General features: G+C 71.8%; 23 protein-coding genes and 1 pseudogene. 14 read left to right on the forward strand and 10 right to left on the reverse strand.

Annotation, left to right across the window (positions count from 1 at the left end; genetic code table 11):
• Nucleotides 1-185: 185 nt before the first annotated feature.
• Complete coding sequence (locus tag ACGFIK_RS23300; RefSeq protein WP_327027445.1) at nucleotides 186-722, forward strand: hypothetical protein; 537 nt, start codon at nucleotides 186-188, stop codon at nucleotides 720-722.
• A 77-nt stretch (nucleotides 723-799) separates the two neighbouring features.
• Here ACGFIK_RS23300 and ACGFIK_RS23305 read toward each other — a convergent pair whose 3' ends face one another.
• On the reverse strand, nucleotides 800-1,762 hold the full coding sequence (locus tag ACGFIK_RS23305; RefSeq protein ID WP_327024275.1) for an ATP-dependent DNA ligase: 963 nt from the start codon (nucleotides 1,760-1,762) through the stop codon (nucleotides 800-802).
• A 65-nt stretch (nucleotides 1,763-1,827) separates the two neighbouring features.
• The gene (locus ACGFIK_RS23310; protein WP_327024274.1) at nucleotides 1,828-2,598 is read right to left on the reverse strand and encodes an isocitrate lyase/phosphoenolpyruvate mutase family protein; all 771 of its coding nucleotides are present in this window, start codon (nucleotides 2,596-2,598) and stop codon (nucleotides 1,828-1,830) included.
• 128 nt (nucleotides 2,599-2,726) lie between these two features.
• Between ACGFIK_RS23310 and ACGFIK_RS23315 the strand changes: the two genes are divergently transcribed.
• On the forward strand, nucleotides 2,727-3,275 hold the full coding sequence (locus ACGFIK_RS23315) for a TetR/AcrR family transcriptional regulator (RefSeq protein WP_327024272.1): 549 nt from the start codon (nucleotides 2,727-2,729) through the stop codon (nucleotides 3,273-3,275).
• A 34-nt stretch (nucleotides 3,276-3,309) separates the two neighbouring features.
• Nucleotides 3,310-5,550 carry an MMPL family transporter gene (locus ACGFIK_RS23320; RefSeq protein ID WP_327024271.1) on the forward strand — a complete coding sequence of 747 codons (2,241 nt, stop codon included), beginning with the start codon at nucleotides 3,310-3,312 and terminating at the stop codon, nucleotides 5,548-5,550.
• A gap of 72 nt (nucleotides 5,551-5,622) precedes the next feature.
• Here ACGFIK_RS23320 and ACGFIK_RS23325 read toward each other — a convergent pair whose 3' ends face one another.
• Nucleotides 5,623-6,879, reverse strand: a complete 1,257-nt coding sequence (locus tag ACGFIK_RS23325; protein ID WP_327024270.1) for an erythromycin esterase family protein — start codon at nucleotides 6,877-6,879, stop codon at nucleotides 5,623-5,625.
• Between the two features lie 86 nt (nucleotides 6,880-6,965).
• Here ACGFIK_RS23325 and ACGFIK_RS23330 point away from each other — a divergent pair, with 86 nt between their 5' ends.
• Nucleotides 6,966-7,154 (forward strand): DUF2795 domain-containing protein, encoded by a 189-nt coding sequence (locus ACGFIK_RS23330; protein WP_327024269.1) that lies wholly within the window; start codon nucleotides 6,966-6,968, stop codon nucleotides 7,152-7,154.
• Nucleotides 7,155-7,164: 10 nt separating this feature from the next.
• Here the strand turns inward: ACGFIK_RS23330 and ACGFIK_RS23335 are convergent, their stop codons facing one another.
• Nucleotides 7,165-8,073: a Gfo/Idh/MocA family protein gene (locus ACGFIK_RS23335; protein ID WP_393341314.1), complete on the reverse strand. Its 909-nt coding sequence runs from the start codon at nucleotides 8,071-8,073 to the stop codon at nucleotides 7,165-7,167.
• A gap of 143 nt (nucleotides 8,074-8,216) precedes the next feature.
• On the opposite strand from ACGFIK_RS23335, the gene ACGFIK_RS23340 reads away from it, so the two are divergent.
• Together ACGFIK_RS23340 and ACGFIK_RS23345 are read left to right on the forward strand one after the other, a co-directional pair.
• Nucleotides 8,217-8,603: a hypothetical protein gene (locus ACGFIK_RS23340; protein WP_393341317.1), complete on the forward strand. Its 387-nt coding sequence runs from the start codon at nucleotides 8,217-8,219 to the stop codon at nucleotides 8,601-8,603.
• A pseudogene (locus tag ACGFIK_RS23345) lies at nucleotides 8,596-9,000 on the forward strand (hypothetical protein); the annotation flags it as partial. The gene ACGFIK_RS23340 and the pseudogene ACGFIK_RS23345, both read left to right, overlap by 8 nt.
• Before the next feature lie 98 nt (nucleotides 9,001-9,098).
• Here the strand turns inward: ACGFIK_RS23345 and fabG are convergent.
• Nucleotides 9,099-9,857, reverse strand: coding sequence for a 3-oxoacyl-ACP reductase FabG (gene fabG / locus ACGFIK_RS23350; protein ID WP_393341319.1), 759 nt, complete (start codon nucleotides 9,855-9,857; stop codon nucleotides 9,099-9,101).
• 140 nt (nucleotides 9,858-9,997) lie between these two features.
• The gene (locus ACGFIK_RS23355; protein WP_393341322.1) at nucleotides 9,998-11,650 is read right to left on the reverse strand and encodes an alpha-amylase family protein; all 1,653 of its coding nucleotides are present in this window, start codon (nucleotides 11,648-11,650) and stop codon (nucleotides 9,998-10,000) included.
• 61 nt (nucleotides 11,651-11,711) lie between these two features.
• Between ACGFIK_RS23355 and ACGFIK_RS23360 the strand changes: the two genes are divergently transcribed.
• Nucleotides 11,712-12,302: a DUF1349 domain-containing protein gene (locus tag ACGFIK_RS23360; RefSeq protein ID WP_327024265.1), complete on the forward strand. Its 591-nt coding sequence runs from the start codon at nucleotides 11,712-11,714 to the stop codon at nucleotides 12,300-12,302.
• 102 nt (nucleotides 12,303-12,404) lie between these two features.
• On the forward strand, nucleotides 12,405-13,064 hold the full coding sequence (locus ACGFIK_RS23365) for a DedA family protein (RefSeq protein ID WP_327024264.1): 660 nt from the start codon (nucleotides 12,405-12,407) through the stop codon (nucleotides 13,062-13,064).
• Between the two features lie 108 nt (nucleotides 13,065-13,172).
• On the opposite strand, the gene ACGFIK_RS23370 is transcribed toward ACGFIK_RS23365, so the two are convergent.
• A complete protein-coding gene (locus ACGFIK_RS23370) occupies nucleotides 13,173-14,585 on the reverse strand; it encodes a carbohydrate-binding protein (RefSeq protein ID WP_327024263.1) in 1,413 nt (470 codons plus the stop codon).
• Between the two features lie 266 nt (nucleotides 14,586-14,851).
• On the opposite strand from ACGFIK_RS23370, the gene ACGFIK_RS23375 reads away from it, so the two are divergent.
• Both ACGFIK_RS23375 and ACGFIK_RS23380 read left to right on the forward strand, forming a co-directional pair.
• Nucleotides 14,852-16,000 (forward strand): glutamate--cysteine ligase, encoded by a 1,149-nt coding sequence (locus ACGFIK_RS23375; protein WP_327024262.1) that lies wholly within the window; start codon nucleotides 14,852-14,854, stop codon nucleotides 15,998-16,000.
• A gap of 13 nt (nucleotides 16,001-16,013) precedes the next feature.
• Nucleotides 16,014-17,384, forward strand: a complete 1,371-nt coding sequence (locus ACGFIK_RS23380; RefSeq protein WP_327024261.1) for an FAD-dependent oxidoreductase — start codon at nucleotides 16,014-16,016, stop codon at nucleotides 17,382-17,384.
• Nucleotides 17,385-17,412: 28 nt separating this feature from the next.
• On the opposite strand, the gene ACGFIK_RS23385 is transcribed toward ACGFIK_RS23380, so the two are convergent.
• Nucleotides 17,413-18,219 (reverse strand): DNA-formamidopyrimidine glycosylase family protein, encoded by an 807-nt coding sequence (locus ACGFIK_RS23385; RefSeq protein ID WP_327024260.1) that lies wholly within the window; start codon nucleotides 18,217-18,219, stop codon nucleotides 17,413-17,415.
• Between the two features lie 185 nt (nucleotides 18,220-18,404).
• Between ACGFIK_RS23385 and ACGFIK_RS23390 the strand changes: the two genes are divergently transcribed.
• The 4 genes from ACGFIK_RS23390 (at nucleotide 18,405) to rocD (ending at nucleotide 22,506) form a co-directional block, all read left to right on the forward strand.
• Entirely contained in the window at nucleotides 18,405-19,094 is a 690-nt protein-coding gene (locus ACGFIK_RS23390) for an SDR family NAD(P)-dependent oxidoreductase (RefSeq protein WP_327024259.1), read from the forward strand.
• A gap of 160 nt (nucleotides 19,095-19,254) precedes the next feature.
• The gene (locus ACGFIK_RS23395; protein WP_327024258.1) at nucleotides 19,255-20,130 is read left to right on the forward strand and encodes a UbiA family prenyltransferase; all 876 of its coding nucleotides are present in this window, start codon (nucleotides 19,255-19,257) and stop codon (nucleotides 20,128-20,130) included.
• Between the two features lie 349 nt (nucleotides 20,131-20,479).
• Nucleotides 20,480-21,295 (forward strand): dimethylargininase, encoded by an 816-nt coding sequence (gene ddaH, locus ACGFIK_RS23400; RefSeq protein WP_327027444.1) that lies wholly within the window; start codon nucleotides 20,480-20,482, stop codon nucleotides 21,293-21,295.
• Nucleotides 21,292-22,506, forward strand: a complete 1,215-nt coding sequence (gene rocD, locus ACGFIK_RS23405) for an ornithine--oxo-acid transaminase (protein ID WP_327024257.1) — start codon at nucleotides 21,292-21,294, stop codon at nucleotides 22,504-22,506. Before ddaH ends, rocD begins: the two co-directional genes overlap by 4 nt.
• Nucleotides 22,507-22,562: 56 nt before the next feature.
• On the opposite strand, the gene ACGFIK_RS23410 is transcribed toward rocD, so the two are convergent.
• Together ACGFIK_RS23410 and ACGFIK_RS23415 are read right to left on the reverse strand one after the other, a co-directional pair.
• Nucleotides 22,563-23,711: an FHA domain-containing protein gene (locus ACGFIK_RS23410; RefSeq protein ID WP_327024256.1), complete on the reverse strand. Its 1,149-nt coding sequence runs from the start codon at nucleotides 23,709-23,711 to the stop codon at nucleotides 22,563-22,565.
• Nucleotides 23,708-24,001 carry a 4a-hydroxytetrahydrobiopterin dehydratase gene (locus tag ACGFIK_RS23415; RefSeq protein WP_327024255.1) on the reverse strand — a complete coding sequence of 98 codons (294 nt, stop codon included), beginning with the start codon at nucleotides 23,999-24,001 and terminating at the stop codon, nucleotides 23,708-23,710. Before ACGFIK_RS23415 ends, ACGFIK_RS23410 begins: the two co-directional genes overlap by 4 nt.
• Nucleotides 24,002-24,048: the final 47 nt, after the last annotated feature.

The raw sequence follows: 24,048 nt of genomic DNA on the forward strand, positions 1-24,048 counted from the left end.
CAGCCGGGCTGAAGGGACCCCCTCAGGTCGGGACCTTGGTCCCGGTGTCTTGAGGTGTTCCGGCCCGCGCGCCGGGACCCCGCCGACAGCGAGAGTAAGGGGGAAAGAAACAGACACCGGAGGCAACGATGACCATCCAGCGCAACACCCACCGTTCGATCGAACGCCCCCTCGAGCGCGCCGAGATGCCCGGCTCGATGTTGACCACCACCGCCGCCCGGGCCCTGGCCGTGCTGCGGGTCGCCACCGGCCTGATCTTCGGGTGGGCCTTCCTGGACAAGATGTTCGGCCTCGGCTACTCCACCCCGACCGAGCGGGCCTGGATCAACGGCGGCTCCCCCACCAAGGGCTTCCTGGCCAATGTCGATGTCGGCCCCTTCCAGTCGATCGCCCACTCGATCGCGGGCGCCTGGTGGGCCAACGCGCTGTTCATGATCGGCCTGGCCGCCATCGCTGTCGCCCTGCTCGCCGGCATCGGCCTGCGCATCGCGGCCGCCTCGGGCAGCCTGATGATGGCGCTGATGTGGCTGGCCGACTTCCCGCTGGCCCGGTTCAACGCCGCCGGCGAGCCGACCGGTTCGACCAACCCGGTCGTCGACTCCCACCTGATGTACGCCGTGGTGCTGGTCGTCCTGGCCGCCGCGTACGCCGGGCACACCTGGGGTCTGGGACGGCGCTGGGCACAGCTGCCCTTCGTACAGCGCAACCGCTGGATGCTCTGACCTTCCCGATCACCGGTGCGCCGGACCGTCACCACGGTCCGGCGCACCGCCGTGTCCAGAGCACGCCGGGGCCGCGCTCAGTCGGCGGCGGCGCGGCGGGCGCGGGCCCGGCGTCTGCCCTCGTGCATGGCCTGCACCCTCGGCACCGGGATCGTCCGGCCCTCCTCGACCAGGTCGGCGGGGAGGGACTGCGGTGCCGGCATCAGCTCCGCCCAGGGGTCGCCCTGGGCCAGCAGGCCGAGGACGGTACGGATGGTGAAGTCCGCCGGGGCCACCGACGGCAACTGCGCCCAGGGCACCGGGAAGGAGACCGGTACCCCCGGACGCAGCCGTGGGCTGTAGACCCCGACGACGGTGGCCCCGCCGGTGCGGGTGGGGTCGATGAAGACCTTGCCGTCCCGGTCCTCCCGGATGAAGGCCGTGGTCGCCAGCGCCGGATCCAGCCGTTGCGCCCGGGCGGCCAGCGCCCGGGTGGCCGCGGCGAGCTGCTCGGCGTCCGGGCCGGGTGCCATCGGGACGAACACGTGCACCCCCTTGGCCCCGCTGGTCTTCACCGCACCGGCCAGCCCGGCCTCCGTCAGGGCCTGCCGGACCAGCAGGGCGGCGGCCACCCCGGCGGCGAAGCCGTCACCTTCCGGAGGATCGAGATCCAGCACCAGGTGGGTGGGACGGCCCAGGTCCTCGGCCGTGGCCAGGGTGGGGTGGTATTCGACCGCCCGCTGGTTGGCGAACCAGAGCAGGGTGCGACGGTCGTCGCAGAGGGCGTACGAGATCTCCCGCCGGGAGGCCTCGGCCCAGATCGGCACCCGCCGTACCCAGTCCGGGGTGTAGCGGGGCAGGTTCTTCTGCATGAAGGGCGGCTGCCCCGGGCGTACCCGGACCACCGACAGGGGTCGGTCGCGCAGCGGCGGGAGGATCCGGTCGGCCACCGCGTCGAGGTAGTCGACCAGGTCACGCTTGGTCGCGCCGGACCCGTCGAACAACGGCTGGTCCAGGTTGGTCAGCGCCACCCCGTCCCGAGTCTCGTCCGCCCCGCTCACCCGACCACCATCCCGGCTGGACGCCCGGCGGTCAATCGCAACACAGCGATGTCTAGCGCGCGGTGTCAGGTGAGCCGGTCTCCGGCGGCCACCGAGGTGAGCAGTTCGGCGGTGTGCGCGTAGGTGGCCGCGTACAGGGCGGGGCCGTAGCTGATCCGGGCCACTCCCAGGGCGGCCAGCTCGGCCGGGGCGGGTGCCGCCGGGTGGGCCAGCACGTTCACCGGCGCCGCCACGGCCTCGACGAAGGTACGCAGGTCGGCCGGGTCGGCGAGCATGATCGGGTAGACGCAGTCGGCACCGGCGGCCAGGTAGCGCCGAGCCCGGCGGATCGCCTCGTCGAGTCGTCCGGCCGGCTCACCGTACCCTCGCAGGAAGACGTCCGTCCGGGCGTTGATCACGATCGGCACCCCGGCGGCCTCGGCCGCCGCCCGCACCCCGGCCAGCAGCTCGGCCTGGGCCCCGGGGTCCACCAGGTTCCCGTCGTACGGGTCGGAGTCCTCCAGGTTCAGCCCTACGGCTCCGGCGTCGAGCAGCCGTTGCACCAGTTCGGCCGGGGACAGCCGGTAGCCCCGTTCCAGGTCGGCGGTGACCGGCACCTCCACCGCCCGGGTGATCCGGGCGACAGCGGCGAGCATCTCCCCGACCGGGGTGCCCTCCCCGTCGGCGTACCCCAGGGACTGGGAGACGGCGGCGCTGGCGGTGGCGACCGCGGGGAAACCGGCCTGGACCACCGCCCGGGCTGAGCCGGCGTCCCAGACGTTCGGCAGCACCAGCGGGTCGCCGGGGTGATGCAGGGCACGCAGCGTGGCCGCCCGGTGGGCCGGGGAACTGGTCATGATGATGATTCTCGGCGATCGACAGAAGGCCGGCGGAGGTCCAATCCTCCGGCCGTGGTCTGTGGGGAAGGCCACTGATCTGACCGTTCGGTCAGCACCTGACCGAACGGTCAGGCATTCTGGTGGTCATGGCCCGCACCACCCCGCAGACCCACGACGAGATCCTCGCCGCCGCGGCGCGACGGTTCGGCGTCACCGGTTACCGGGGCACCTCCTTGCAGGACATCGCCAGCGAGGTGGGTTGCTCCAAGGCGGCTGTTCTCTACCACTTCGCCAACAAGGAGGCCATCCTCACCGAGCTGATGGCCCCGGCGATCGAGATGTTGCGGTCCCTCGACGAACAGATCGTGGCCCAGCCGGACCCCGCGCGGGCCCAGCAGGTCGCCGCCGAGGGGTTCGTGGACCTGGCGGTCCGCTTCCGGGGGGAGATCGCCCTGCTCCGTGGCGAGTTCCCGGAGTTGCTGCAACAGCCCGTCTTCGCGCACATCCAGCAGATCTCCGAACGGCTGGCCGATGCCCTGGCCGGGCGCTCCGGTCGGGCCGCCGCGCGGATCTGCGCCCTGGTGCTGCTCGCCGGCATCGCCGAGACCTGCGGCGAGTTCGCCGACATACCCGACGACGACCTTCGCGACGCCCTGCTGGCGTTGCTGAGGCGGGCCCTGGAGCCCGCCCGCTGACCCGTTGCACCATCACGACTGAGGGAAGGACCTCATGGCGACCCTGCTCTACCGGCTAGGCCGGGGCTCGATGCGCCGGCGGCGACTCGTCGCCGCGATCTGGCTCGTCGTACTCGTCGCACTCGGCCTGGCCGCGGCGACCCTGCGCAGCCCGACGGCCAGCAACTTCTCCATGCCCGGCACGGAGTCCCAGCAGGCCATCGACCTGCTGGCCGAGCAGTTCCCGGCGGCGGCCGGTGCCACCGGCACGATCGCCGTCAAGGCCCCCAACCCCGGCCAGCTGGGCACCCCTGAGGGGCAGGCGGTGGTCCAGACGGTCACCGAGGAGGCCACCACCGTGCCCGGGGTGCTCGGCGCGGTGAACCCCTTCCAGGTCGGTGCGGTCTCCCCCGACGGCCAGTACGCCCTGATCCAGGTGCAGTTCGGCGGCGGCGTCGACACGGTGACCGACGAGCAGCGGGACGCCTACGAGAAGGTCGGCGCCCAGGCGAAGGCCCAGGGCTGGCAGGTGGCCCCCGGCGGTGAGGTGCTCAACGCCGAACCCGAGGTGGGTTCCACCGAGGTCATCGGTGTCGCGGTGGCCCTCCTCGTCCTGATCATCACCTTCGGCTCGCTGGTGGCCGCCGGCATGACCATGCTCAACGCCCTGATCGGCGTCGGGGTAGGCATGGCCGGTCTGTTCGCCCTCAGCAGCGTCGTCGAGCTGACCAGCACCGCGCCGATCCTGGCGCTGATGCTCGGCCTGGCCGTCGGCATCGACTACTCGCTGTTCATCACCTCCCGATACCGGCAGAACCTGCTCGACGGGCTGCCCGCCGACGAGGCCGTGGGCCGGGCGGTCGGCACCGCCGGCTCGGCGGTGGTCTTCGCCGGAGCCACCGTGGTCATCGCCCTGGCCAGCCTGGCGGTGGTGAACATCCCGTTCCTGACCGTCATGGGTCTGGCCGCCGCCGGCACGGTGACCGTCGCGGTGCTGGTCGCGATCACCCTCCAGCCGGCCCTGCTGGGCTTCGCCGGGGGCCGGGTGCTGCCCCGGCGGCTGCGCTCCGTGGTCCCGGTGACGACCGAGGACAGTTCCCGGATCGCCGAGGGCGCCGGCAGCGCCTCGACCGACCACGCGGCACCGGAGGCGGCCACCCTGGCCGGTGAGGACCGCTCGGCCTTCGGGTTCCGCTGGGCCCGGCTGGTCACCAGGTTCCGCATTCCGGTGATCCTGGTCGGGGTGCTCGGGCTGGGGCTGCTGGCGCTGCCCGCGCAGGACATGCGGCTGGCCCTGCCGGACGCCGGCACCGCGCCGGCCGGCACCGCCGCCCGGGTCTCCAACGACCTGATCACCGAGGGCTTCGGGCCCGGTTTCACCGGCCGGCTCGCGGTCGTCGTGGCCGGAGACGACGCCCAGTCCACCGCGGCGGCGATCCCGCAGGTGACCAACCTCGTCCAGGGCACCGAGAACGTGCTCGCGGTGGCCCCGCCGCAGTTGAGCCCGGACGGCAAGACCGCCCTGTTGGGAGTGATCCCGCAGACCGGTCCGACCGACCCGGCCACCGAGACGATGGTGCACGACATCCGGGACGCCGTGGCCGAGGTGCCCGGCGCCGAGGTACTGCTGACCGGGGTGACCGCGGTCGGCATCGACATCTCGGAGAAGCTCTCCGACGCCATGCCGGTCTACCTGGGCCTGGTGGTCGGGCTGTCGATCCTGCTGCTGATGCTGGTGTTCCGCTCGCTGCTGGTGCCGGTCAAGGCCGCGCTGGGCTTCCTGCTCACCGTCGTCGCGACCTTCGGCATCACGGTGGCGGTGTTCCAACAGGGTCACCTGGCCGACCTGGTCGGCCTGGACACCCCGGGCCCCCTGATCAGCTTCCTGCCGATCCTGCTGATCGGCATCCTGTTCGGCCTGGCCATGGACTACGAGGTCTTCCTGGTCTCCCGGATGCGGGAGGACTTCGTGCACGGTGACACCGCCCAGCAGGCCACCATCAACGGGATGGGGCACGGTGCCCGGGTGGTAACCGCCGCCGCACTGATCATGACCGCGGTCTTCGGTGGCTTCGTCTTCCTCGACGACCCGGTGATCAAGTCGATGGGCTTCGCCCTGGCCATCGGGGTGGCGATCGACGCCTTCGTGGTCCGGATGACCATCGTCCCGGCGGTGATGTCCCTGCTCGGCAAGTCCGCCTGGTGGCTGCCGCGCTGGCTGGACCGGGCGCTGCCCAATGTCGACATCGAGGGCGAGAAGCTGCGCGCCCAACTCGACACCAAGGCCACGGTGTAAGGAAGGGCCCCCTGTTAACGCCTCGCGTATAGCAGGGGGCCCCTATTAACGTCGCGCGTACCCGGCTGGCGGTCACACGCCGGCCGGGTACGTCTCCATCTCCCCGGGGGTGGTCAGGGCGGGCAGGGGATGCAGGGCGGTCGTCTCGTCGCACCAGATGAAGGCGTCGTACCGCTGCCCCAGCCGGGTCGGCACGTAGTTGCCCCACGACTCGAACGAGGGGTCGTACACCACCCCGATGGCCCGGTGGTCGAGGGTGTCGGTGACCCAGCCCGGCTGGTCGGGGCCCTCGAAGACCAGCACCGCCCGCTTCGGCATGAGCTGGTGCAGCAGAGCCTCCACCGAACCGGCCCGCGCGGGCGGTACGACCATCGGCTCGGCCGGCGAGCCCCACCTTGGGGCCGCGATCACCGAGCCCCGCCACCCCCCGAAGCCGATCAGCACCACCTCGTCGGCGCCGTACCGTTCCCGCGCCAACTGGCCGATGTTGAGCATCCCGTCGGCGGCCATGTCGGTCGCCCGGGCGTCACCGATGTGGGTGTTGTGCGCCCACACCACCCCCCGGGCGTCCGGTCCGTAGCGCTCCAGCAGCCGATCCAGGGTGTCGGCCATGTGGCTGTCCCGCACGTTCCAGGACCCGGGACCACCGGCGACCATCTCCCGGTAGTAGCGTTCCGCGCCGGCCACCACCTCGGCGTTCTGCCAGGCCGAGAAGGCGTCCGGCCCGTCGCTGGCGGCGATCTGCCGGGTACGCGCCAGCAGCCGTACCACCTCCTGCTCGCAGCGGGCGGAGACGAACCGGCTGGCCAGGCCGTACTCCTCGACCCGTTTGCCGTACGGCTCGAAGCACCGGTACGCCTCCTGGGCGGCCTCCAGCGACGCCGGGTCCTCCTCGCCCAGGTAGTCGAAGATCGCCTGCATCGACTCCCACAGGCTGTAGACGTCCAAGCCGTGGAATCCCACCCGGGAGGCCTCGACCCGCTCGACGTTCCACGCCCGCAGCCAACTGCAGAAGCGGGCCACCTCGGCGTTGGCCCACATCCAGGTCGGCCAGCGTTCGAACCGCTCCAGGGCCACCAGCGGGTCGACCGCGCCGCCCGCCGCGCCGACCACACAGCGGTGCACCCGGTCGCAGTCGGGCCAGTCCCCCTCCACCGCGACGAAGTCGAACCCGCACTCGGCGATCAGCCGCCGGGTGAGCTGTTCCCGGATGCGGTAGTAGTCGTGGCTGCCGTGCGTAGCCTCCCCGATCATCACCACCCGAGCGTCCCGGGCTCGCTCCAGCAACGGGTCGAGGTCGCTCGGCGCACCGAGCCGCTGTACCAGCATGCCTGCGGCTACCCGGGACCCGCACGGGCAAACGCGAGGGTGCTCCGGTGGTGTGCCGGGGCGCTCGGGTGGGTAGAGCGCACGGTATGACCGACCGCGGCGGCGCCCTACCGGAGTACCTGGCGGGGCTGGAGTATCCGGTCTCCCGCGAGGACCTGATCCGCTGGTGCCAGGAGAACGGCGCCAGCACCGAACAGTTGCAGGCCGTACGGGCCCTGCCGGTGGACCAGATCGGCTCCGCCGCCGAACTGTCCGACCTCCTGCCCGCCCGCTAGGGGCAATTGATCAGGGGTTCGGCAGGTCGATGACGGTCCCCAGGGTGCGGGCGGTCTCCGCGGCGGCGAGCACCCCGACCACCTCACGGCCGAAGCGCACGTCGCACCGGTGATCCCGGGTGCCGGCGTCCACCTCCGCCAGCAGTTGATCGATCGCCACCCCGAAGGCGGTCGCCGCGGAGGCGCTCACCGACGGCAGGTTTTCGATGCCGTTCGTCCCGTAGAAGGTGAATTCCGCCGCCACCGCGGCGGGCGGGGCGTCCAGGCTCAGCGACACCGTGCTGGTGGCACCGCCGGTGTGGGTGAGCAGCAGATGCACCAGGCCGCCCATCCCGTCGCCGGCCGCCACCCGGGTCACCCGGCCCAGCACCGGCAACAGGACCGCCAGGGCGTGCGGGCCGACGTCCCACAGGGCCCCGCTCTCGCGCCGCCAGGCCGACTGGGCGTACGGGCTGCCGGGCTGGAAGATCGAGGCGAAGCGGATCACCCGGGCGGTGTGCCAGCCACCGGCGGCAGCCGCCGCGGCGATGAAACCGGCCACCTCCGGGTGGTACCGGCCGGTGAAGAAGACCACCGAGGCCACCCCCGATCCGGTGGCCGCCTCCACCACCCGGTCGGCGTCGGCGAGGGTCAACGCCAGGGGCTTGTCCAGCAGCAGGTGACGTCCGGCGGAGGCGGCCCGTACGGCGATCTCCGCCTGCACGTCCGGGGGCAGCGCCACGGCGACCGCCTCACACGCCTCGATCAACTCGTCTACCTCGTCGAAGGCCGGTACGCCGTACCGGGTGGCCAGCGCGGCGGCCCGATCCCGGTTGCGCCCCCACACCCCGACCAGTTCCGCCCTGGGGTGCGCGTCCAGTGCCGCCCCGTGCGTCTGGGCCGCCCAGTGACCCGTACCGAACAACCCGAACCGCATCACCGGTACCTCCGCCCTCGTCTGCGCCCACGCTAGCCGTTGCCCGCCGAGCGAGTCGGCGCGCCGTACGGCGGGCGTGCCGACTCCTCTTACTACGCGGGTTAGTAGAGTGGGCCGGTGATCGGAACCAGCACCGGAGGGCTCAGGTGAACGCCGCCGGGTCACCGGTCGACGGCGTACTGGCCGTTGCCGCCATCGTGTTGTCCCTGCTGGTGGCCGGATGGGCACTGGTCGCCACCCTGCGCCACCGGCCCCCGGACTGGATTCAGTTGATCGGCCTGGGGGTCCTGGAACTGGCCCTGCTGGGGCTGGTCATCATGGCGGGGGTGGCCCTGGCCGGTGGCGACCAGCCCGGTGAGCCGGGCGCCTTCTTCGGCTACCTGGTCACCCTGGTCTGCCTGCCGCCGCTGGCCGGGGTGCTGGCCCGGATGGAACCGACCCGCTGGGGCTCGGCGATCGTCTGCGCGATCTGCCTGGTCACCCCGGTGGTCGTGGTCCGTCTCCAGCAGACCTGGGAGGTGCTCGGTGGCTGAGCCGGGTACCGCCCAGCCGCTGCGGACCAACAGCGGTCCCGGCCGGCTGCTGATCGCGGTCTACCTGGTCTTCGCCATCGCCGCCACCAGCCGCGCCACTTTGCAGATCGTCACCCGGTTCGACGAGGCCCCGCTGGCGTACCTGCTCTCCGCGCTGGCCGCGGTGGTCTACATCGTGGCGGCCGTGGGCCTGGCCCGGGCCGGGCACGCCGGCCGTCGGGTGGCCCTGGCCTGCTGCCTCGTCGAACTGATCGGGGTGCTGGGGGTGGGCGCCTTCAGCCTGGCCCGGCCGGACCTGTTCCCGGACGAGACGGTCTGGTCCGGCTTCGGCAGCGGCTACGGCTACATCCCCTTGGTCCTGCCCGTCCTCGGCCTGGCCTGGCTCTACAAGACCCGGTAAGGAAGGGCCCCTTCTTAACGCCTGGTGTATAGGAAGGGACCCTTCCTAACATCGGAAGAGCCGAGCCGACGTCGGCGGAGCGGCCGGGTGAGGGGTCAGTCCCGGGGGCCGCCGGCTACGTAGATCACCTGGCCGGAGACGAAGGACGCGCCCTCGCTGGCCAGGAACGAGATGGTGTGGGCGACATCCTCGGGTCGACCGACCCGGCGGACCGGGATCTCCGACTCGGCGTGCTTCTGCATCGCCTCGAAGTCGATCTTCATCCGGGCCGCAGTGGCGGCGGTCATGTCGGTGACGATGAACCCGGGCGCGACCGCGTTGACGGTCACCCCGAAGGGGCCCAACTCGATGGCCAGGGTCTTGGTCAAGCCCTGCATACCGGCCTTGGCCGCGGCGTAGTTCGCCTGCCCCCGGTTACCCAGGGCGGAGGTGCTGGAGAGGTTGACGATCCGACCCCACTTCGCCTCGACCATGTGCTTCTGCGCGGCCTGGCTGAACAGGAAGGCACCCCGCAGGTGTACGCCCAGGACGGTGTCCCAGTCGGCGTCGGTCATCTTGAACAGCAGGTTGTCGCGGAGCACCCCGGCGTTGTTGACCAGTACGGTCGGGGCGCCCAACTCGGCGACGACCCGGTCGACGGCGGCCTCCACCTGGGCCCGGTCGGACACGTCCGCGCCCACCCCGAGGGCCCGGCCACCGGCCGAGTTGATCGCGTCCACGGTTTCCTTCGTCGCCGACTCCTCGATGTCGACCACGGCCACGGCCAGGCCGTCGGCGGCCAACCGGCGGGCGGTCGCCGCGCCGATGCCGCGCGCGGCTCCGGTCACGATGGCGACGCGGGGCTCCTCCGACATGCTTACCTCCCGGTAACTTGGGCTCGATCGAAGGAGCTTAACCCAGTCGTACGCCCGATCAGGGCCGGTGAAGACGGGGCCGGAGAGCTGCCGGCCCCACCTTCGGTGTGCCTGGCTGCGGACGCTTTTCGACGCCCCGCCTACCGGTCGTGGCCCAGGCGGAGCCGGATCCACCGGTAACCGTGGCCGGCCAGCTTGAGCCGGTCCAGCTTGCCGAGGTCGTCGTAGTTGTGGTCGCTGAGCACGTCGATCGGCTGGTCCGCCTCCGGCGCCAGCGTGCTCAGGTCGACCTCTACGTCCTCGGTGCTCAGGTTGTGCAGGAAGACCATCGTCCCGGTGGGGCCGTCCGCCCGATGGGCCAGCACCCCGGGGGGCATCGGTACGTCGATGTAGGTGGTGCTGCCGGAGCCGGTCTCCGGTGCCTCCCGCAGGGTACGGATCATCCGTTCGAACCAGCCCAGCAGGGAACGCGGATCCCTGCGCTGGGCGGTGACGTTGACCTGCTGGTAGCCGTACTCCCCCTTGTCGATCACCGGGCGGATCAGCTTCTCCGGCTCGGCGGTGGAGAAGCCGGCATTATCCTGATAGGACCACTGCATCGGGGTACGGATGGCGTCCCGCCCCTCCAGGGACAGGTCCTCCCCCATCCCGATCTCCTCGCCGTACCGCAGCACCGGGGTACCCCGCAGCGAGAACTGCAGGGAGTAGGCCAGTTCGATGTGCCGACGGTCGTTGCCGAGCATGGGGGCCAGCCGACGGCGGATGCCCCGGCCGTACAACTGCATGTTCTCGTCCGGACCGAACCTGGCGAACACGTCGTTGCGCTGGTCGGCGGTGAGCCGGGACAGGTCGATCTCGTCGTGGTTACGCAGGAAGGTCGCCCACTGGCCGCCGGTGGGCAGCTTCGGGGTGTCCCGCAGCGCCTCGATGATCACCTCGGGGTCCTCGCGGGCCAGGGCCAGCATCAGTCGACCGTTGAGCATGAAGTCGAAGAGCATGTGGATCCGGTTGCCCGAGCCGCTGCCGTCGCCGAAGAAGGCCGGCAGCTGATCCGGCTCGACATTCGCCTCGGCCAGCAGGACCGCGTCGCCGCGCCGCCACTGCACATGCTGGCGCAGGTCGGTGAGGAACTCGAAGTCCTTCGGCGAGTCCGGGTTGCCGGGCTCGGTGCGCTCGATGATGAACGGCACCGCGTCCATCCGGAAGCCGGAGACACCGAGCTGGAGCCAGAACGAGGTGATCTTCTTGATCTCCGCTCGGACCTGGGGGTTCTCGATGTTCAGGTCGGGCTGGAACTTGTAGAAGCGGTGGTAGTACCAGGCCTTGGCGGTGCGGTCGTAGGTCCAGGTCTCGTGCTGTTCGCCCGGGAAGACCATGCCCTGGTGCCGGTCCGCCGGCTCGTGCTCGGACCAGATGTACCAGTCCCGGTACGGCGAATCCGGCGACGATCGGGCGGAGATGAACCAGGGGTGCTGGTCGGAGGTGTGGTTCACCACCAGATCGATGATCACCCGGATGCCCCGGTTGCTCGCCTGGTGCAGCAGTTCGGCGAAGTCGCCGAGGGTGCCGAGTCGGGGGTCGACGTTGTAGAAGTCGGTGGCGTCGTACCCGTCGTCCTCGTTGGGTGAGGGATGGATGGGGTTTAGCCAGAGGCAGGTGACTCCTAGCCGGGCGAGATAGTCGAGTCGACCGATCAGACCCTGGAAGTCACCCACCCCGTCGCCGTCGGAATCGGCGAAGGTGTCGATGTCGAGGCAGTACACGACCGCCTCCGAGTACCACCTGTCAGACATGCCCCCGTACCTTCTCCTCGGCCGGGCCACGGCAAACCCGACGGCCCGTTACGGTTCCGTGGTGCGAGACATCGATTGGTCCAGTGGCAGTTGGCATCGACGACCCGTGCAGGCGATCGAGGAGGCCGACGGCGGACTGCGCGTAGAACCGGGCCCGGGCAGTGACCTGTGGCGGCACACCAGCTACGGATTCGTGCACGACGACGCCCCGGCCCTGCTCGTCGACCTCCCGGTCGGCAGCGCGATGGAGGTGGACTTCCGGCTGGACTACGCCGAACAGTTCGACCAGGCCGGGGTCCTGGTGTGGGTGGACGACCGGAACTGGGTGAAGGCCGGGGTGGAGGTCAGCGACGGCCAGCCGCAGGTCGGGGCGGTGGTGACCCGGGAGTTCTCCGACTGGTCGGTAGCCCCGGTGCCGCAGTGGGCAGGCCGGGAGGTGACCGTACGGGTGAGCCGGGCCGGTGACGCCCTGACCGTACGCGCCCGCCCGGCCGGTGGAGAGTGGCAACTGGTCCGGCTGGCCCCGTTGCCCGCGGACGCGCCGGCCGCCGCCGGCCCCTACTGCTGCTCCCCCACCCGAGGCGCACTGACCGTGCGCTTCAGCGGCTGGCGGCAGGGCCCGGCCGACACGACCCTGCACCCACAGGAGTGACGACTCTGCAGCCGGGTGTCCACCGGGGCCGCACCGGGTAGGAACGTCGGTACGCCGCCTGCTCGCGGCGGGCTACGCCGACTACCCATCGGAGGCATCGCGATGGCGCTCGCCCAGGATGTCGACCCCAGTCAGCTCGGCGGCCTGACCGGCTGGGTGGCCGGGGTGATCGACGCGGCCGGACCGCTGGGGGTAGCCCTGCTGGTCGCCCTGGAGAGCATCATCCCGCCGATCCCCAGCGAGATCGTCCTGGCGATGGCCGGCTACCTGGCCGGCGAGGGCCGGTTCAACGTGGTGGTGGTGACCGTCGCGGCCACGGTCGGCTCGGTGCTGGGCGCCCTGGTGCTCTACTGGCTGGGCGCCGTGGTCGGTGAGGACCGGCTCAAACGCTGGCTCGACCGGCTGCCCCTGGTGGACCTGGAGGACCTGGAGAAGGCCGACCGGTGGTTCGAACGGTACGGTCGCTGGGCGGTCTTCTTCGGCCGGATGGCCCCGGTGGTCCGCAGTCTGGTCTCGATCCCGGCCGGAGCCAACCGGATGCCCCTGGTCGAGTTCGTCACCCTGACCACCCTGGGCAGCGCCCTGTGGAACGGCCTCTTCATCGCCCTGGGTTACGCCCTGGGCTCCCGCTGGGATCAGATCGACCGCTACAGCTCCTGGTTCGACTACGCCATCCTGGCCATCCTGGCCCTGATGATCGCCTCCTGGGCCATCAAGAAACACCGCCGCCGCACCCGCCCCCGAACCCCCTCCCACCCCTAAACCCCTCCCTCCCACCCCCGCCCTCGCCCGCCGCCCTCGCCCCGCCCCGGGGGCGAGGGGGCCTGCTCCACCCCGGGAGGGCGGCGGGAGGGAGGGCTTGCTGGCAGGTCAGCGGCGGAAGTGGAACCAGTTGACGTTGACGAAGTCGTTGGGTTGGCCGCTGCTGAAGGTCAGATAGACCGTGCGGCGCCCGGTCACCGAGGACACGTTGCCCGGTACGGACCGCCAGCTCTGCCAGCCGCCGGTGTTCGCGATGGCGAAGCTGCCGATCGGGGTACCGGTCGGGCTGTCCAGCCGCACCTCTACCAGGCCACTGACCCCGCCCGCCGCACCGGAGGCGACCCGGGCCACGAAGTCACGCGGGCCGCTGGAGCCGAACTCGACATTGTCGTAGCGCACCCAGTCGCCGTTGCGCAGCGCGCCGATGTTCTGCCCGCCCTCGGAGCATGCCTCCACGAGCACGCCGTTCTGGGCGTTGAAGGACTCGGCCTGGATGGTCGCGTACGCGTCCCGCACCCCACCGGTCGGCGGTGGCGTGGTGGGCGGCGGGGTGCTGCCGCCACCTCGGCTGTAGACGGCCACGTAGTCGACCAGCATGGGTCGACCGGGCACGGTAGCCGAGGTGGGGGTGGTGCTGCCGGCCACCCCGTTCGGGAAGGCCCCACCCATCGCCACGTTGAGCAGCAGGAAGTAACCGGCATGGTTGGTCATCTGCGACCAGTACGGCTCACCGACCCGGGTCTGGCTGACGGTGTGGTAGAGCTGCCCGTCGACGTACCAGCGCAGTTGTTGCGGGCTGACCGAGGCGTCCCACTCGAAGCGGTAGGTGTGGAAGGCCGACTGGCAGGTGCTGCCCGGGCAGGCCCGGGAAGCACCGATGCCGTTGAACTCGTCGCAGGGCCCGCCGGGGGCCACCCCGCAGTGCAGCACCCCCCACACCGTGTTGAGCCCGTTGACGTTCTCCATCACGTCGAACTCGCCGATGCCGGGCCAGTTCTGGTAGTTGCCCCGGTACGGGGAGCCGAGGGCCCAGAAGGCCGGCCAGTAGCCGGCGGCGGCGGCCCCGGTGATATTCGGCATCTGGAGGCGGCCCTCGATGGCCAGCACCCCGCCGGTCGGGGCCTTGAAGTTGCTGCGGACGGTCTCGATCCGGGCCGAGGTCCAGTTGCCGGCCCCGTCGCGCAACGGGGTGATCCGGAGGTTGCCGGCACCGTCGTGGCTGATGTTGGCGGTGCTGTTGGTGTACGTCTGGATCTCGCCGGTGCCCCAGTTCGGCGGGCCGCCCGGGTAGCTGGTGCCGGTGTCGATGATCCAGTTGCCGGCGGACGGCAGGGTGCCGGCGGCACCGGTGAAGTCGTCGCTCCAGACCAGGCTCCAGCCGGACGGGGGCGGCGGCACGGCGGCGTCGGCGGTCGCGGTCAGCCCGGCCAGGCCGGTGGTGGCGGTGATGAGCAGGGCCATCGCCAGCGACAGCCGGCGTCTGGCGGGTAGGGCGGGCGCGGGCGCCGGGGTAGGGGTCATCGGTCTGCCTCTCTACGGGACGAGTGAGAGAGCGCTCTCTCGATGAGTTGTACGGCCCTCCCGGACAGTTGTCAATGTCGATAGGTTCGTCCGCGCCACCCACGCCGGACCGAGCAAGGGGCGCGCACACCCCGCGCCGCCATGAGGCGACAGACGAGCCGTACACCACGCGCGGGCGGCGTTTCCCTGGACCGGCACTGCGGGTAATTGCCGCCGCGACCCGGTGCGGACCTACCGCCCCGGCTTAGGTGCGGACGGTGGTGGCGATGGTCAGGCAGCCTGCGGTGGCTCCGAACCCTCCGGCGGAACAGACCGACCTGCTCACGGTGGGCGTCGAGGAGGAGTTCCTGCTCGTCGACCCGGACACCGGGGCTGCGGTGCCGGCCGTCGACGAGGTGCTGGAGCAGGTACCCCCGGAGTTGCGCGGGCAGGTGGAGCGCGAGTTCCAGACCAGTCAGATCGAGATCGGCAGCCCACCGGGGGTGGAGCTCTCCTCGATCCGGCACTCCCTGGGCCTGCTGCGGTCCGCCCTGGCCGAGGCCGCCGAGCGGGCCGGTGCCCGGCTGCTGGCGATCGGCACCGGGCCGGTGGACGGGCCGGTGCCGCCGGTGGTCGACAAGCCCCGCTTCGACCGGATGATCGAGCGGTACCGGCTGCTGGTCCCCGGGCCGGGCAACAACGGCATGCACGTCCACGTCGGGGTGCCCGACCCCGACACCGGGGTGCAGGTGCTCAACCACGTACGCCCCTGGCTGCCGATCCTGCACGCGATCACGGTCAACTCGCCCTTCAGCCGGGGGGAGGACACCGGCTACGCCAGTTGGCGCTCGATCGAGTGGGAACGGTGGCCCTCGGTGGCCCCGACCCCCTACCTGGCCTCGCACGAGCACTACCGACGGTTGATCCGCCAGCTGATCGCCAGCGGGGTGATGCTCGACGAGGGGATGCTCTACTGGTACGCCCGACTGTCGGCCAAGTACCCGACGGTGGAGCTGCGCATCGGTGACGTCTGCCCCACGGTGGACGACGCCGTCCTGGTCGCCGCCCTGGTCCGGGGCCTGGTGGCGACCGCGTTGGACGACATCGCCGCCGGTCGGCCGCCCCTGCCCACCGACCATCACCTGCTGGTCGGCGCGCACTGGCGGGCCGCCCACGACGGGCTGGAGGGCTCGGCGGTCGACCCGACCAACGGTGAGCTGCGACCGGCCTGGGACCTGCTGCACCAACTCGTCGGGCGGCTCGGGTCGGCCCTGGAACGCCACGGTGACCACGCCGAGGTGACCGGGCTGCTGGAGGGGTTGCGCGAGCACGGCACCGGCGCGGCGCGGCAGCGGATGGCGTACGCCCGGACCGGACGGTTGGAGGATGTGGTGGCGCAGGTGGCGCGACAGACCCGGGGCGAGGCCCCGGCCTGACAGGAGGGTTGCCGTGGCCGAACGTTTGATCGTCATCGGTGGCGACGCTGCCGGGATGGCGACCGCCGCCCAGGCCCGACGGCGTCGGGACCGCCAGGATCTGGAGATCGTCGCCTTCGAGCGGGGGCACTTCACCTCGTACTCGGCGTGTGGGATCCCGTACTGGATCAGCGGGTTGGTGCCCGAGGCCGAGCAGTTGATCGCCCGGGACCCGGCGACCCACCGGGAGAAGTACGACATCGACGTACGGCTGCGCCACGAGGTGGTCGCGATCGACCTGGACCGTCGCGAGGTGACCGCGGTGGACCTGGAGGGCGGCGGCGAGGTCCGGGAATCCTTCGACCTCCTGATGTACGCCACCGGGGCGGTGCCGACCAAGCCGGACTGGGCGCGTACCGAGGCCGCCGGGGTGTTCGGGGTGCAGACCCTGGACGACGGCTCGGCGCTGCGCGAGTGGCTGGACCGCGACCCGCAGCCCCGCAGCGCGGTGGTGGTCGGCGGCGGCTACATCGGGGTGGAGATGGCCGAGGCCCTGGTACTGCGTGGGCTGTCGGTCACCCTGGTGGAGCGGGGCGAGCAGCCGATGTCCACGGTCGACCCCGACATGGCCGGGCTGGTCGCCGACGCGATGCGCGGGCTGGGGGTGGACATCCGTACCGGGGTGCAGGTCACCGGGCTGTCCGAACGTGACGGCCGGGTGGCCGCCGTGGAGACCGACGCCGGCCCGATCCCGACCGACCTGGTCGTCCTGGGCCTCGGCGTACGCCCCAACACCGCCCTGGCCGAGGCGGCCGGTCTGCCGCTGGGTCCTACCGGCGGGCTGCGGGTGGACCGCCGGATGCGGGTGCTCGGGGTGCCCGGGGTGTGGGCCGCCGGGGACTGTGTGGAGACCCTGCACCGGGTCAGCGGGATGCCGGTGCACGTACCCCTGGGCACCCACGCCAACAAGCAGGGCCGGGTCGCCGGCATCAACATCGGGGGCGGATACGCCACCTTCGCCGGGGTGATCGGCACCGCGGTGACCAAGGTCTGTGAGCTGGAGGTGGGGCGTACCGGGCTGCGTGAGCAGGAGGCCCACGCGGCCGGGTTCGAGTTCGTCTCCGTGATCGCCGAGTCGACCAGCAGGGCCGGCTACTACCCGGGCGCCCGCCCGATGACGGTCAAGCTGCTCGCCGAACGGCCCAGTGGTCGCCTGCTGGGGGCCCAGATCGTCGGCTGGTCCGAGGCGGCCAAGCGGATCGACACCTTGGCGGTGGCGCTGTGGAACGGGATGACGGTGGACGACATGACCGCCCTGGATCTCGGCTACGCCCCGCCGTACGCCCCGGTCTGGGATCCGGTGCTGGTGGCCGCCCGCAAGGCGGTCGACGCCCTGGCCCGCTGACCCCTCGCGGCGCTGATGGTGCCCTTCCTCACCGCTGGCAGCGGGGGCACCAGTAGAGGTTGCGGGCGGCGATGGTGCCTCGGCTGATCGGGGTGGCGCAGATGTGGCAGGGCTGGCCGGGGCGGCGGTAGACGTACACCTCTCCCCCGTGCCGGTCCACCCGGGCCGGGCGGCCCATCGCCTCGGGCAGGTGCTCGGCCCGGACGGTGTCGATCCGGCCGGTGGTCACCGCCAGCCTCATCAGCTCCACCAGGTCGGCCCAGAGGGCCGCCCAGTCGGGGCGGGTCAACGCCCGGCCGGGCAGGGTGGGCGGCAGTCCGGCCCGGAACAGGGCCTCCGTCACGAAGATCAGCCCGGTGCCGGCCACCACGGCCTGGTTCAGCAGCAGTGCCGCCAGGGGGGTCGAGCTGCGGGAGATCCGGTCGTACCCCCGCTGGGGGTCGGCGTCGGGGCGCAGCGGGTCGGGGCCCAGGCGGGCGCGTAAGGTCGCCGCCTCGGGTGGGGTCAGCAGTTCGCAGGCGGTCGGCCCGCGCAGGTCGAACCAGTGCCGGTCACTGGTCAACCTCAGTCGGATCTGCCCCACCGGCTCCGGCGGCTCACCCGCACCGTCGGTCACCTTGCCGTACAGGCCCAGGTGCACGTGCAGGATCCGCTCACCGGCGTAGTGGTGCAGCAGGTGCTTGCCGTACGCCTCGGTGCCCTCCAGCACGCTGCCGGAGAGCAGGGCGGCTCCCTCGGCGAACCGGCCCTGCGGGCTGGCGGCGAGGACCTTGTCCCCGGCGAACAGCTCGGCGTGCCGGGCCGCCAGGCGATGAATGGTGTGTCCCTCTGGCACGGTTGCCAAGCGTAGCCAGCGGAACCTCACTCGGATCGGGCCCGGCACCCGGAGCCCGGGAGTTGGCGCAGCGGGGCCGGATCCGACTACCGAACGGTAACGATTCGGCCGGGCTGTCTGGTTCAATTGCCGGTCGGGCCGACGGCATTCTGAGCAGTGGGTCAGCGGCAACGAGGACGGTGGACATGACGGATCGGGTGCGCCGTGCGGTACTGGTCGGCAACAGCGACGGCATCGGGTTGGCCTTCACCCGGCGGCTGCTGGCCGACGGGTGGCGGGTGGCCGGACTGTCCCGCCGGGACAACGTCATAAACGTCCCCACGTACACCCACCACACCGTCGACGTGACCGCGTCGGACTACCCCGAGGTGCTGGCCAAGGCGATCGACGAACTGGGCGGAGTGGACCTGTGCGTGTACGCCGCCGGGGTCGGGGAGCCGATCGACCTGGCCGACCTGCCCGCGCAGACCCACACCTTCGAGGTGAACCTGTTGGGTGCGGTACGCACCGTGGCCACTGTCGTGCCCCGGATGATCGATGCCGGCGAGGGGCACTTCATCGGGATCTCCAGCCTGGCCGACCGGATGGTCTCCAGCGGATCTCCCGGCTACGCCGGAAGCAAGGCCGGTCTGTCGTCGTACCTCCTGGGGTTGTCCCGGCCCCTGCGTGACCGGGGGGTGAGTGTGACCACGGTCCGGTTCGGGTTCGTGGACACCAAGATGGCCAAGGGCCCGGTACGCCCCCTGATGATCTCGGTCGACCGGGCGGTGGAGATCCTGGTCCGGTGCGTACGCACCCGGCCCGTCCTGGTCTCCCGACCTCGCCGGATGGCCCTGCTCACCTCGGCGCTGGCCACCTTCACCCGCCCTCGCTGACCGGGGCGGCGCTGGGGCGGAAAGCCGCTGGTCAGGAGCACTGCCGGGCACGGGAGTGTCGGCAGCGGGATGGCTGGGTACCTCCGAGGACATCAGGCGTGGGTGATGGCGACTCCTGGGGCTCGCGGCACCCCGCACGCACCTGTCAGGAGGTACAGCCATGAGATTTCCTTCGCTGTCGCGCCGTACGGAGCCCGCGCCCTCGACGGTCGAGGAGGACACCGACCAGGGCGGCGCGGTCGCCACCGACACCCGGGACACCGACACCAGGAGCCCGGAGGCCCGCCGCCCGGAGAGCCGCACGGCCGACGCCCGGAGCACGGAGGCCCGGACGGCCGACACCCGGAGCAGGGACGTCCGCGCCGACGGGTCGGAGCCTGGCGCTGATGCGGCGCGGGGATCCGCTGCTGCGGACCGCACCCCCAACGAACGGGCGGCCGCCGCCCGGGCCGCCACCGCCCGATCCGGGGTCGACGGTTCCCGTCGGGCCCGCAACGCCCCACCGGCCATCCGGTCGGACCTGGACCAGCACACCACCCCGGACCGGTCCGCCCCGCGCGCCGCCACCGCGGCCCCCGCCGTGACCGCCTCGGACACCACCCTCGCGCCGGACACCACCCGCGAGACCGAGCGGGACCGCGACGGCGTCGGGCCGGTCCGCACCGCCGACCGGGAGTCGGCACCGGATGCCCCGCCGGCCCCCGTCGGGCCGCGGCCCCGGGCCAGTCTGCTGGCCACCTTCGGCCTGGTGGTCGGGCTGGCCGGGCTGGGGTTCGTGCTCACCGGCACCCTCGCCGGCTACGGCATCGCCCTGGGCGCGATCGGCGCGATCCTCGCCGTCCTAGGGATGATCAGCACCCGGCGGCGGCACATCGCCGGCAAGTCCGACGCCCTGCTGGGGATCGCCTTCGGCCTCGGTGCGGTGGTCGTCGGGGTGCTGGCGATGACCGGCATGTACGACTGGCCGAGCACCGACGGTGACCTGGTGGCACGCTTCCGCGAGTGGCTTGATTCACAGTTTGCCGATCGCTTCTAGTGGGCACATTTCGGCCCGCCGGTGGTGCACCGGCGCCCGGCCGGCGAGTTACCGGCCACAGCCCGACCAGTTCTGGTGGTTCACCAGCCGGGCGCACTCCTCGTCAGGGGCGGCGACTTCGCCGCCCCTGATCGCTGTCCAGGCCCCGGTTCCGCCCGCCGCCGACGGGACCAGTAGGCCGACGCAACGAACCGCCGCCGGAACTCCACCACACGCAACGAACAGTCGTTCATCGCAATACTTTGCGGTGGATCGTGCGAGTCGGGGCCGCATAGCGTTGAACCACGCGCCAGCCCGTGGGCCGACCGTGGCCAGGGCGCGCGGAGACCCTGGGAGCAGGACAATGACGATGGACGCCACCCGCCAGCACCTTCTGATGTGCCGGCCGACGTACTTCGCCGTCGATTACGCGATCAACCCCTGGATGGACCCGACCGCCCCGGTCGACACCGAACTGGCCATCCGGCAGTGGGAACAGCTGCGGCAGGTCTACCGGGATCTGGGCCACACCGTCGAGGAGATCACCCCGCTGCCCGGCCTGCCGGACATGGTCTTCGCCGCCAACGGCGGCACCGTGATCGACGGCAAGGCCATGGCGGTGCAGTTCCGCGATCCGCAGCGCGCCGACGAGGCCCCCGCCTACCGCGCCTGGTTCGAGGAGGCCGGCTTCGAGCTGTACGACCCGAAGCACGTCAACGAGGGTGAGGGCGACATCCTGCTGGCCGGTGACCACCTGCTGGCCGGCACCGGATTCCGTACCGCGCACGCCTCCCACGCCCAGTTGCAGGAGGTCTTCGGCTACCCGGTGATCACCCTCCAGTTGGTCGACCCCCGCTTCTACCACCTGGACACCGCGCTGACCGTGCTCGACGAGCAGACCCTGGCGTACCTGCCGGAGGCCTTCTCCCCCGGCAGCCAGGCGGTGCTGCGTCGACTCTTCCCGGACGCGCTGCACGCCACCATGGCCGACGCCGAGGTGCTCGGCCTCAACGCGGTCAGCGACGGCCGGCATGTGGTGCTGCCCGTGCAGGCCACCGGCCTGGCCGCCAAGCTGCGGGACCGGGGCTACCAGACCATCGGGGTCGACCTGTCCGAGCTGCGCAAGGCCGGCGGTGGACCGAAGTGCTGCACGTTGCGACTGCGTCAGGGAAAGGCGAGCCGATGATCGAGGACATGCTGCGGACCCCGGCCGCGGTGCAGGAGGCGCAGCGCCACACCGCGCACAACTACCACCCCCTGCCGGTGGTGATCGCCTCCGCCGAGGGTGCCTGGGTCACCGACGTGGACGGCCGGCGCTACCTGGACTGCCTGGCCGGCTACTCGGCGTTGAACTTCGGTCACCGCCACCCGGCCCTGATCGCCGCCGCCCACGCCCAGCTCGACAAGCTGACCCTGACCAGCCGGGCCTTCATCCACGACCAGTTCGCCGACTTCTGCCGGGAACTGGCCGCCCTGTGCGGCAAGGACCTGGTGCTGCCGATGAACACCGGGGCCGAGGCCGTGGAGACCGGGATCAAGGTGGCCCGCAAGTGGGGCTACCAGGTCAAGGGGGTACCGGCCGGTCAGGCCACCATCGTGGTCGCGGAGGGCAACTTCCACGGGCGTACGACCACCATCGTGAGCTTCTCCACCGATGACGACGCCCGCGCCGACTTCGGGCCGTACACCCCGGGTTTCAAGATCGTCCCGTACGGCGACCTGACCGCGCTGGCCGAGGCGGTCGACGAGACCACCGTGGCGGTGCTGCTGGAACCGATCCAGGGCGAGCAGGGTGTGGTGGTGCCCCCGAACGGCTACCTGCCCGGGGTGCGGCAGCTCTGCACGGAGCGCAACGTGCTGTTCATCGCCGACGAGATCCAGTCGGGTCTGGGGCGTACCGGGGCCACCTTCGCCTGCCAGCAGGAGGGGGTCGTGCCGGACATGTACCTGCTGGGCAAGGCCCTCGGCGGGGGCATCGTGCCGGTCTCCGCGGTGGCGGCCGACGCCGAGGTGCTCGGGGTGCTCCAGCCGGGCCAGCACGGCTCCACCTTCGGCGGCAACCCGCTGGCCTGCGCGGTGGCCACCGAGGTGGTCCGGCTCCTGGCCACCGGCGAGTTCCAGCGCCGCTCGACCGAACTGGGCGAGCGGCTGCACGCCGGGTTGCGCGCCCTGATCAGCAAGGGCCTGGTCGCCGTACGCGGCCGGGGTCTGTGGGCCGGGTTGGACATCGACCCGGCGCTGATGAGCGGCCGGGAGGCCTGTGAGCGGCTGATGGAACGCGGGGTACTGGCCAAGGACACCCACGGCTCGACCATCCGGCTGGCCCCGCCGTTGACCATCACCGCCGAGGAGATCGACCACGCCCTCGACCAGTTGGCGGCCGTCCTGGCGGGCTGAGCAGCCGAACCGACGGGGTGGGTGCCAGGTCCCGGCCCCACCCGCGTCGGGGCGTCTCAGCGGGGCAGGCGCATCGCCATCGTCGGGGCCTCGGACATCACCGAGTCGGGGTTGTACGGCGCACCCGCCGGCAGTTCGGCCGGGCGACCCAGCTGCACCCCCGGGTACAGCTCCACCATGTCCCCGTTGGCCAGCACCCGGGACTGTTGCGGGGCCAGCGGGATACGGTCCGCCTCCGCCATCGAGGCGGTCGGGCGGATGCCGGAGCCGTTGGTGCTCACGTCGGTGACCACCACCTCGTCGCCGCGCAGCTCCAACCGCAGGTGGCTGCGGCTGATCCAGCGGCGGGCCTCGTCGTTGAGCCACTGCCCGAGGGTGATGCCGCCGGTGCCCTCCGGGGCCCGGCCGACCAGCACCGGCTGCTCCTCGGTCAGGACGAACCGGCGTCGGATCAGCCCACCGACCCGTACCGCCAGGACCTCGCTGCGGGGGCGGGGACCGGCGTCCCGCAGTCGGGCGCCGTGCCGGGGGCAGGTCGGTACGCCGTTGCGCAGCGACGGCGGCGGCTGACCGGCCGGGGCGCGGTCCACCCGGGCCAGGTCGGCGAAGGCCCCGCCGCCGCCCCCACCGCCGAACAGGTTGCACCCGGACTCGGAGCAGCGCCACTGCCGCGCGAGCAGTTGCGCCGCGAACGGGGCGGGTGGCCCGGCCGCCGGGGTGTGGCCACCACCGACATGGGCGATGAAGACCGGCCCGCCGGCCCCCGGTACCGGGGCCACCACCCGACCGGGCTGCTCGGCCAGCCACGGGAACCGCCCCCGCAGGCCGTCGAAGCGCACCCGGCTGAGCACCGGCAGGCCCAGCAGGTCGGCCACCTCCAGCATCCGGTCACCGGGGTTGTCCAGGACCTCGACCAGGCCGTCGTCGGCCCAGCGACGCACCACCATCCGCTCGTTGGAGGTCAGGTCGGCGTCGGAGAGCACCCCCCGGTGCACCACCGCGTAGACCGGGACGGTGTCCTCCTCCAGGCTGCGCGCCAGGGCGTCGATGACCATGCCGAGGCGCAGGGTGTTGGCCGGGCGGCCACCATCCAGGTCCTGATACCGGATGATCTCGGCCAGATCGACCACCGCGCGGACCAGCTGCGGGTCGGTGCAGACCCGTCCCTCGATGGCGTCCAGCACCTTGCTGATCTCGAACCTCATCGGGGCCCTCCCACGATCTCGTCGATCCGCCGAGCCAACTCGATGTCCCGCCCGGTGACCCCGCCGGCCGAATGGGTCACGCAGCGGAAGGTGACCGTACGCCAGCGGATGTCGATGTCCGGGTGATGGTCCAGCTCCTCGGCCGTCACGGCGACCCGGTCGACCAGCCCGATGGCGTCCGGGAAACCGGCCAGCTCCACGGTGCGGGTGATCCCGGTGGAGTCGTACGACCAGCCCGCGAGCTGACCCAGCTCGTCTCGTACCGCCTCAGCGGTGAGCACCTCTGCCATGGGCCCGACCCTACCGCTGACCTTGCCCACGACGCCGAGCAGCAAGG

It is taken from the genome of Micromonospora sp. NPDC048871 (genome assembly GCF_043198155.1).
Lineage (GTDB): Bacteria > Actinomycetota > Actinomycetes > Mycobacteriales > Micromonosporaceae > Micromonospora.

What these genes read in the sequence shown, in the direction of transcription:
- ACGFIK_RS23365 (WP_327024264.1), top strand. Translation starts at nt 12,405, where the DNA reads ATGGCGCTCGCCCAGGATGTCGACCCCAGTCAGCTCGGCGGCCTGACC.
- ACGFIK_RS23410 (WP_327024256.1), bottom strand. Translation starts at nt 23,711, where the DNA reads ATGAGGTTCGAGATCAGCAAGGTGCTGGACGCCATCGAGGGACGGGTC.
- ACGFIK_RS23320 (WP_327024271.1), top strand. Translation starts at nt 3,310, where the DNA reads ATGGCGACCCTGCTCTACCGGCTAGGCCGGGGCTCGATGCGCCGGCGG.
- ACGFIK_RS23300 (WP_327027445.1), top strand. Translation starts at nt 186, where the DNA reads ATGCCCGGCTCGATGTTGACCACCACCGCCGCCCGGGCCCTGGCCGTG.
- ddaH (WP_327027444.1), top strand. Translation starts at nt 20,480, where the DNA reads ATGGACGCCACCCGCCAGCACCTTCTGATGTGCCGGCCGACGTACTTC.
- ACGFIK_RS23310 (WP_327024274.1), bottom strand. Translation starts at nt 2,598, where the DNA reads ATGACCAGTTCCCCGGCCCACCGGGCGGCCACGCTGCGTGCCCTGCAT.
- ACGFIK_RS23395 (WP_327024258.1), top strand. Translation starts at nt 19,255, where the DNA reads ATGAGATTTCCTTCGCTGTCGCGCCGTACGGAGCCCGCGCCCTCGACG.
- ACGFIK_RS23355 (WP_393341322.1), bottom strand. Translation starts at nt 11,650, where the DNA reads ATGTCTGACAGGTGGTACTCGGAGGCGGTCGTGTACTGCCTCGACATC.
- ACGFIK_RS23315 (WP_327024272.1), top strand. Translation starts at nt 2,727, where the DNA reads ATGGCCCGCACCACCCCGCAGACCCACGACGAGATCCTCGCCGCCGCG.
- ACGFIK_RS23325 (WP_327024270.1), bottom strand. Translation starts at nt 6,879, where the DNA reads ATGCTGGTACAGCGGCTCGGTGCGCCGAGCGACCTCGACCCGTTGCTG.
- ACGFIK_RS23370 (WP_327024263.1), bottom strand. Translation starts at nt 14,585, where the DNA reads ATGACCCCTACCCCGGCGCCCGCGCCCGCCCTACCCGCCAGACGCCGG.
- ACGFIK_RS23375 (WP_327024262.1), top strand. Translation starts at nt 14,852, where the DNA reads ATGGTCAGGCAGCCTGCGGTGGCTCCGAACCCTCCGGCGGAACAGACC.
- ACGFIK_RS23330 (WP_327024269.1), top strand. Translation starts at nt 6,966, where the DNA reads ATGACCGACCGCGGCGGCGCCCTACCGGAGTACCTGGCGGGGCTGGAG.
- rocD (WP_327024257.1), top strand. Translation starts at nt 21,292, where the DNA reads ATGATCGAGGACATGCTGCGGACCCCGGCCGCGGTGCAGGAGGCGCAG.
- ACGFIK_RS23390 (WP_327024259.1), top strand. Translation starts at nt 18,405, where the DNA reads ATGACGGATCGGGTGCGCCGTGCGGTACTGGTCGGCAACAGCGACGGC.
- ACGFIK_RS23415 (WP_327024255.1), bottom strand. Translation starts at nt 24,001, where the DNA reads ATGGCAGAGGTGCTCACCGCTGAGGCGGTACGAGACGAGCTGGGTCAG.
- fabG (WP_393341319.1), bottom strand. Translation starts at nt 9,857, where the DNA reads ATGTCGGAGGAGCCCCGCGTCGCCATCGTGACCGGAGCCGCGCGCGGC.